Here is a 3516-nt window from a genome sequence, read left to right on the forward strand (position 1 = left end):
GCTTTCATTCTCATTTCCCATGACATACCTTTCCTCAACAGCGTCATCAATCTGATCTACCACATGGAAAATCAAAATCTTGACCGTTATCCGGGAGATTATGACAAGTTCCAGGAAGTCTATGCCATGAAAAAAGCCCAGCTGGAAGCGGCCTACAACCGTCAGCAGCAGGAAATCAGCGCGTTAAAAGATTTTGTTGCCCGAAATAAGGCCCGGGTCTCTACACGAAATATGGCCATGTCCCGCCAGAAAAAACTGGATAATATGGAATTGATCGAGCTTGCAAAAGAAAAACCAAAGCCGGAATTTAATTTTAAAACAGCCAGAGCATCCGGAAAGGTTATTTTTGAAACAAATGATCTTGTCATCGGCTATGACGAGCCGTTAACCACACCTTTAAACATACGAATGGAACGCGGTGAAAAAATTGCCCTTGTCGGTGCAAACGGTATCGGTAAGACAACCCTTTTAAAGAGTATCCTCGGTCTCACAAAACCTTATTCGGGCACTGTCCATCTGGGTGATTATCAGTATATCGGTTATTTTGAACAGGAAGGGGAAAAAGACAACCGGACAACCTGTATTGAAGAAATATGGAAAGAATTTCCTTCCTATACCCAGTATGAAGTGCGTTCCGCCCTCGCCAAATGCGGTCTGACAACCAAACATATCGAAAGCCAGGTCCGTGTTTTAAGCGGTGGTGAGCAGGCAAAAGTACGCCTTTGCAAAATTATTAATAAAGAAACCAATATTCTTCTTCTGGATGAGCCGACAAACCATCTGGATGTGGACGCAAAAGATGAATTAAAACGGGCTCTTAAGGAATATAAAGGAAGTATCCTTTTAATCTGTCACGAACCGGAATTTTATCAGGATGTGGTCACTCAGGTCTGGAACTGTCAGGACTGGTCCACAAAAATCATCTAAAAAAAGCCTCCGTCAGATTCTTTCTGTACGGAGACTTCTTTTTTATGTACGCTATAATTAAAGTACTAAAGACGGTGCGGAGTATACACGTGCACCAAGTTCAGAATTCAGCATATATAAACCTTTCGCATCATTACCGAAAAGTTCCATCTTTGTGATCATGTCAGATGCGTTCTTCTCTTCTTCGCCCTGTTCTTTTACGAACCAGTCTAAAAGCTGCATTGTGCGGAAATCTTTTACTTCAAAAGCAGCCTCATAAATCGTATTGATGAGGGAAGTTACATACTGTTCATGTTCTAATCCGGCTTTCAACGGAGCCATATGGCTGTCTAATACCTTGTCCGGTTTTGCGATGGCTTCTAATGTCACCTTTTCGCCGTTGTTCTGTAAATACTGATAGAACAGCATTGCATGGTCACGTTCTTCCTGTGCCTGAATGCGATACCAGTTTTCAAATCCGTCCAGACCTACAGATCCATAGTAATTTGCAAAATCCAGATAAAGATAAGCCGAATATAATTCTTTGTTGATCTGATCATTAATTAATGCTGAAACTTTCTTATCCATAAGATAATTCCTCCCTTATTAACTTTAATATATCGTTAAAATAGCGATCAGCAGAGCTTATCCAGCCTGCAGCTCTGCTGATATTATTATAGTTTCCACCGTTCCCTTTGTCAAGAAAACCTCACATTTTAAGTTTTCTGCACCGATTAAAGCAGGCGAATATTTCCTGTTTTCTCGGCATGGCAAAACCGGAGGATAAATAGCTGTTTTCACATATAGAAGACATCCCTTTTTCCCAAACCATGTGCCATAACTTCTCAACGATCTCATCCATCCTCAGTCTGCCATTCATCAGATGTTTACCTGCATAATCAAGCATATACCCGAGCATGACAAGCTGTTGTGCATCCACCAGCTGCTCCACGTAACGAAGGTCAATATTTTCCCTGTTGATCTGAATGCCATCTCTTCCCATGACCTTGATCTTTGTCCGGTCATTTCCCTTTCGATCCACACTGACCGGTCTTCTGTCAAAAGAAGGATGGCTGGATGCAGCAGGAGGATTGCCTGTTAATGGATACTTCTTCGCCACAGCTTTTGCATGATCTGTAATCTCTTCAGGAATGTACCGACACATCTGGATAATGTGATCTGCCTTATGAAAATAAGAACCCGAGCTGCCTGCGACAATAATTGAAGATATTCCATAGATTTCATACAACTCCCGGATGCGATCAATATAAGGCGTAATCGGTTCCGCCTCCCGGCTGACAACAAGCTGCATCAGTTCATCCCGAATCATAAAATTCGTTGCACTCGTATCCTCATCAATGAGAAGAACCTTGCTGCCCGATTCCATCGCTTCGATCACATTGGCTGCCTGGGACGTACTTCCGCTGGCATCCTCCGTATGAAAATGCTGTGTATCCTTTCCATTCGGAAGTCCATTAATAAACATGGAAATATCCACATTTTTTATACTTCTTCCATCCTCGGCACGAATTTTAAAAGCGCTCTCATCCGTAAGAACATATTCCCGTCCATCACCCCCTATATGATCATAAACGCCGCGCTCAAGAGCCTCTAAAAGCGTGGATTTTCCGTGATATCCTCCGCCAACGATCAACGTCACTCCCTTTTTCACAAACATTCCCGTCAGCGGATTTCCGTGAGGAACCGCTATCTCACCCTGCATTGATGAGGGAGACTTAAATCTGACGGCGCCTTTCATCGGCTTCTGAGATATCCCCGATTCTCTCGGAAGAATAGAGCCGTCGGCAACAAAGGCACAAAGATCATGTTCTTTCATATATTTCCGAATATATGCCTGATTATCGGCAAGCTTTGCATTTTCCTCTAAAACAGCACTGTTCAGTGCCTTATAATATAAAGATTTTTCCACACACACCGGAATCAGTTCAAAAAATATCCGTATGGCCTCTCTGCTGTTGATCGTTCGCCCGTTGGCCGGAAGTCCCACTTCAAGTCGGAGCAGGATATCTCCTGTATTTTCAGTGATGCTGCATGCCCCCCGCTCAAGAATCTCCTGCCCGCACCGGCTTACCGATATCAAACCGCTTTTTCCTGAACCTTTTGCCTTAAAGGCTGCCTGATCTGCCTGAATTCCGAACTGTCTGAGCAAATAGTCTTGGAGGATGATTCTCCGCTGTCTGTTTTCATATAACTTTGCCGGAATCGCCGAACGCTTTCCGGTCACGCACAGACTCACTTTCGATGGTGAAGCAAAGGGATCCCCCTGCACATGATCAATATTTAAAATATAATCCGTAAAATCATAGCTTCCGCGCAAATCCTTATAGGCCGGATAGCTTCTATGGTCGATACGCTGCAATAATGCTCTCAAATCTTCTGCTGTTTTCATTTCTATTCTCCAAAATCTTTTGACCTTTTGACCCAAGTATTATTCTATGATATCATAATTTTCAGAAAACATAAAGGAGCATTTTATGAATCGAACACTTACCTACACCCTGTCTGACCAAACCTCACCGATTAAAATTGAACACTTTCTTCGAACAAAAGGTTACTCCCGTCAACTCATTGTCAACCTGAAAAAAGACC

Annotated in this window: 3 protein-coding genes; 1 reads left to right on the forward strand and 2 read right to left on the reverse strand. The window is 42.9% G+C overall.

Annotated features, from left to right (window positions below; translation table 11 throughout):
- Positions 1-927: ATP-binding cassette domain-containing protein (locus tag QZZ35_RS10105; protein WP_291237288.1), on the forward strand; the 927-nt coding region annotated here is incomplete at its 5' end.
- 57 nt (positions 928-984) lie between these two features.
- Here QZZ35_RS10105 and QZZ35_RS10110 read toward each other — a convergent pair.
- Entirely contained in the window at positions 985-1494 is a 510-nt protein-coding gene (locus tag QZZ35_RS10110) for a ferritin (protein WP_291237289.1), read from the reverse strand.
- Positions 1495-1615: 121 nt separating this feature from the next.
- The gene (locus tag QZZ35_RS10115; RefSeq protein ID WP_291237290.1) at positions 1616-3316 is read right to left on the reverse strand and encodes an ABC-ATPase domain-containing protein; all 1701 of its coding nucleotides are present in this window, start codon (positions 3314-3316) and stop codon (positions 1616-1618) included.
- Positions 3317-3516: the final 200 nt, after the last annotated feature.

It is taken from the genome of Frisingicoccus sp., from assembly GCA_016298055.1.
In the GTDB taxonomy this organism is placed as follows: domain Bacteria; phylum Bacillota; class Clostridia; order Lachnospirales; family Lachnospiraceae; genus Frisingicoccus.

Bases quoted from the DNA above. Each gene is read 5' to 3' on its own strand.
- QZZ35_RS10110 (WP_291237289.1), bottom strand. From the start codon at position 1,494: ATGGATAAGAAAGTTTCAGCATTAATTAATGATCAGATCAACAAAGAA.
- QZZ35_RS10115 (WP_291237290.1), bottom strand. From the start codon at position 3,316: ATGAAAACAGCAGAAGATTTGAGAGCATTATTGCAGCGTATCGACCAT.